The organism is Liquorilactobacillus satsumensis DSM 16230 = JCM 12392, assembly GCF_001435195.1.
Classification (GTDB): domain Bacteria; phylum Bacillota; class Bacilli; order Lactobacillales; family Lactobacillaceae; genus Liquorilactobacillus; species Liquorilactobacillus satsumensis.
This window is the reverse complement of record NZ_AZFQ01000039.1, coordinates 1-4,336: the sequence shown is the minus strand read 5'-3', so window position 1 is coordinate 4,336 and position 4,336 is coordinate 1. Positions and strand designations below refer to the sequence as shown.

3 protein-coding genes are annotated in these 4,336 nt (G+C 42.2%); all 3 read right to left on the bottom strand.

Annotated features, from left to right (window positions below):
- Nucleotides 1-84: 84 nt before the first annotated feature.
- From FD50_RS06410 to FD50_RS06400, 3 genes are read right to left on the bottom strand one after another with little or no spacing between them, the layout of a single operon-like run.
- Nucleotides 85-2,034: a PTS fructose transporter subunit IIABC gene (locus FD50_RS06410; protein ID WP_056960861.1), complete on the bottom strand. Its 1,950-nt coding sequence runs from the start codon at nt 2,032-2,034 to the stop codon at nt 85-87.
- A 27-nt stretch (nt 2,035-2,061) separates the two neighbouring features.
- A complete protein-coding gene (pfkB, locus tag FD50_RS06405; protein ID WP_054755636.1) occupies nt 2,062-2,979 on the bottom strand; it encodes a 1-phosphofructokinase in 918 nt (305 codons plus the stop codon).
- Entirely contained in the window at nt 2,976-3,731 is a 756-nt protein-coding gene (locus FD50_RS06400) for a DeoR/GlpR family DNA-binding transcription regulator (RefSeq protein ID WP_056960860.1), read from the bottom strand. Before FD50_RS06400 ends, pfkB begins: the two co-directional genes overlap by 4 nt.
- Nucleotides 3,732-4,336 lie beyond the last annotated feature (605 nt).

Sequence of the window (4,336 nt, the reverse complement as noted above, 5' to 3'; positions counted from 1 at the left end):
CGTTTATCCGAAATAAAAGAGGGGCTGTGACAAAAGTTAACTTTTGTCACAGCCCCAAATCTTTTTAAGACTATTTATTTGAACTTATTTTGCTTCTTTTACTTGTTTCCACATTCCTAAGATTATTCCGGAAACAATTGCACCGATTACGACTGCAAAGATGTATCCAAACGCATTTGTAGCAAGTGGCGTTACCCATAAACCACCATGAGGAGCTGGGACACTGACATGCCAGAACTGTGTCAATCCACCAGCAATCGCAGATCCTACGATACATGATCCAATAACTCGTAATGGATCAGCTGTGGCAAACGGAATTGCACCTTCGGTAATGAAGGAGAAACCTAGAACCCAGTTGGTAATTCCTGCTTTACGCTCGTCATCTGTAAACTTCTTTGGCCAAAATGCTGTGGCAATCGCTGTCGCAAATGGTGGGATCATTCCACCAGCCATTACAGCTGCCATCAAATTACCATTGTTAGTTGAAGTGAAGGCTGCAACCGCGAAGACATAAGCAGCTTTGTTGAAAGGACCGCCCATATCGATTGACATCATTCCACCAAGTACAATTCCTAAGAGAACTGCATTACCAGTTCCCATATGATTCAAGAATGCTGTTACCCAAGTATTAATAATTGCAAAGATTGGGTTGACGATAAAGAACATAATCAAAGCGACTAACAGCAAGCCAAAAATTGGGTAAAGCAACATTGGCTTCATACCTTCAAGTGACTTAGGCAGTTTAGTGAATACCTTCTTCAAAAAGATTGTCAAATAACCTGCAATGAAACCTGCTGCAATTCCGCCTAAGAAACCTGCTGCACTTTTAGCATTTGTCATCACATTCGCTGTATATGCACCACCAAAAGAACCGCTATAGACAGTTGCCATGAAGCCGCCGACAAAACCAGGCATCAATGCGGGACGATCACCGATTGATTCAGCAATATATCCAGCTAGCACTGGAATCATGAAAGCAAAGGCCAAACTACCAGCATTGTTTAGGAAGATAAAACCAGTTGACTTTGGTCCGCCAAGATATTGTTCGATCACGAACGAAAGTGCCATTAAGATCCCACCACCAACAACAAAAGGCAGCATATGAGAAATCCCGTTCATCAGATCTTTATAGATCTTACTACCGATTGAGCCAGTTGCATCATCCTCTTCTTCTGCTGCAGCTGCATCTGCATGATAAACAGGTGCATCTGCATTAACTGCCTTAGTGATTAATTCTTCAGGCTTTTTGATTCCATCAACCACTGGACGGTTAATTAAGTGTTTGCCATTAAAACGTGCCATTTCGACTTTCTTATCAGCAGCAATAATAACACCAGCCGCACGTTGAATTTCGTCAGCAGTTAATAAATGCTTGACCCCTTCAGATCCATTGGTTTCAACCTTAATGTCAACTCCCATTGCTTCAGCTTGTTTTTTCAAAGCCTCTTCAGCCATGTAAGTATGTGCAATTCCGGTTGGGCAAGCTGTAACGGCAACTACATACGGCCGATCAGATGAAGCAGGCGCTGCTGCTTGTTGTTGTTCTTTCTTTTCTTCAGCCTGATCTTTTTCCTCTTTTTGCGCCTGTGCATCTGCAAAAAGTTGATGAACTTCATCTGGTGTCTGAGCCTGTTTCAACTTAGCAACTAAAGTTGGGTCAATTAAAAGACCGGATAAAGTTGCCAAAGCTTGCAAGTGAGTATTGTTAGCACCTTCTGGAGCAGCAATCATAAAGAATAAATGAACAGGATTACCGTCTAAGGCATCATAATCAACACCCTTTTCACTTTTAGCAAACAAGACTGTTGCTCGTTGAACTGCCTTATCTTTAGCATGCGGCATTGCAATGCCATCACCAATTCCGGTAGTTGATTGTTTTTCACGCGCAACGATATCCTTTTTGTAAAGATCTTCGTCGTTGATAACACCTGTTACAAAATACTGATGTACCATCTCACTAATTGCTTCTTCTTTCGTTGAAGCCTTGAGATCCATGATCATTGCATCTTTCAATAACAATTCACGAATATCCACTGAGAACACTTCCCTTTTTAATTATTTTTAATTTTTATAACTTTCTACCTTGATTTCTGGAAGAATTTCGTCAATCTTTTTGCGATCAGCTAAATCTTCTGAGAAGGCCGTTGCGCTCCCACACGCTAACCCATAATGGAAACTTTCAAGCGGATCCTTCGTGGCTGCAAATGTCCCAACAAATCCCCCGATCATGGAATCGCCAGCACCTACAGAGTTAATTACTGTTCCTTTAGGAGCCGCACTGTAGTACACCTCATTCGGCGTGATTAACAGGCCGCCATCACCTGCCATCGAGATTAGAACATGCTGCGCTCCCAAGTCTAATAACTTTTTACCATAAGTCACAATGTCGTCCATTCCATTGAACTTAACACCGAAAAGCTCAGCCAGCTCGTGGTGATTAGGTTTTACAACCAAAGGATGTTCCTTGAGCGCTTTCATCAGGCTTTCGCCAGTGGTATCGATTACGAACTCAGCACCCTTTGCACGGATGATCTTGATCAGGTCAAAGTAAAAGTTCTCATTCAAACTTGGAGCAAGACTTCCTGATAGGATAACAACGTCTCCTTTGGCAAGCTTGTCAAATTCTTTTTCAAACGCTTGAACTTCATTTTCACTGATTTGTGGGCCCTTGCCGTTAATCTCAGTTTCATTTTGAGCCTTAACCTTAACGTTGATTCTTGTATCATCAGCAATTTGGGTAAAACTTGTCTTTAGCTTCTTTGCCTTCAGTGATTCTTCAACAAAACGGCCCGTAAACCCACCTAAAAAGCCAAGTGCAATATTTTCATGACCAAGTTCGCGCAAGATACGTGAAACGTTGATGCCTTTGCCTCCGGGTAATTTAGTGTCATAATCCATTCGATTGACCTCACCTAGAGTAAGTTCTTGCAATTGAACAATGTAATCAATGGAAGGATTGACTGTTACCGTGTAAATCATATTGAAACCTCCTGAATGTTTGTTTGGTTACTGTATTGATCGAGAACCTGCCGTGGTAATTTATTCGTAATAATCGCCGCGTCGGCAATCTCTGCAACTTTGACGAAGGAAATCTGGTCAAACTTGGACTCATCTACCAGCACATAAGCCCTCTCACCTTGTGCAATCGCTGTTTGTTTCACCGCGGCCTCATCAGGATCGGGTGTGGTATACCCATACTGCAGATGTACTCCATTCATTCCCAAAAAGACTTTGTCAAAACGATACTGCTGCAGTTTTTTTACAGTTTCGACCCCAATAATCGCCTTGGTTGTATTCTTTAACTCTCCACCAACCAGAATCGTGCGAATATTTTGATCCGCAAGAGCTGATGCGTGCATCACGCCATTAGTGACAACAACTAGATTTTTGCCAGCATGCAGAAAACTGATCATTGCAAGTGTTGAAGTCCCAGCGTCAAGATAGATAACATCACCATCTTGGACTAGACTTGCGGCAAGTTTCGCAATTCCACTTTTTTGTTGCGTATTTTTGGAAAATTTGCCGCTCATATCAAGTTCCTGCTGTAGAGAATGTTTAAGCTTGGCCCCGCCATGAAAACGCAAGAGCAGCCCCTTCTCTTCTAAGACCTGTAAATCGCGTCGTGCCGATGATTCTGAGCACTCAACAGATTCACAAATATCCTGCAGTCTTACAATTCCTTTTTCTTCAAGCATCGCTAATATCATCTGTTGTCGTTCTTCTGCAAGCACTTACACTACCTCCAAAAAATATATTAACACCCTAATCACTAAAAAGCAATCAAAAAAATGCAAAAAAACTCATAATCAGCCACGAAATTAAGTATTTGTGACTGCTTTTGACCGATTGCACGCAAATATTTCAATTAAGCGCTACCATTATGCCCCAAAATAAACTTAAGCTGTCAGCTATGTTATGTAGAAGTGCGCAAAAAGGCGTTAGGTTTTGAGGCTTAGCGTTGGATCACGGTGGTAACTGCACTTGTTACGGTGTGATCCATGCTAAACACAAAAACCTGCCTTTTGGAGTACGTTATGAAGAAGTGCCGACAACCTGCGTTCAGCCTCCGTTGACTAAGTCCTAAATTACAAAGTAACCGGGGCTTGGTTACGCGTAATTTAGGCTTAGGCACAGGAGGTTGCGGGGTGGAGCACGTTAATAGAAGTGTGCAAAAAGGCGGGAGACCTTGAAGATTAGCGACAGGTAACGAGGTAACTGAACTTGTTACCGTTGTTACCTAAGCTAAGCATAAAGGGCTGCCTTTTGGAGCACGTTAAGATAGAAGTGCCGACAACCACCGTTAGCCTTTGAGCACTAACAACAAATTACAAAATAG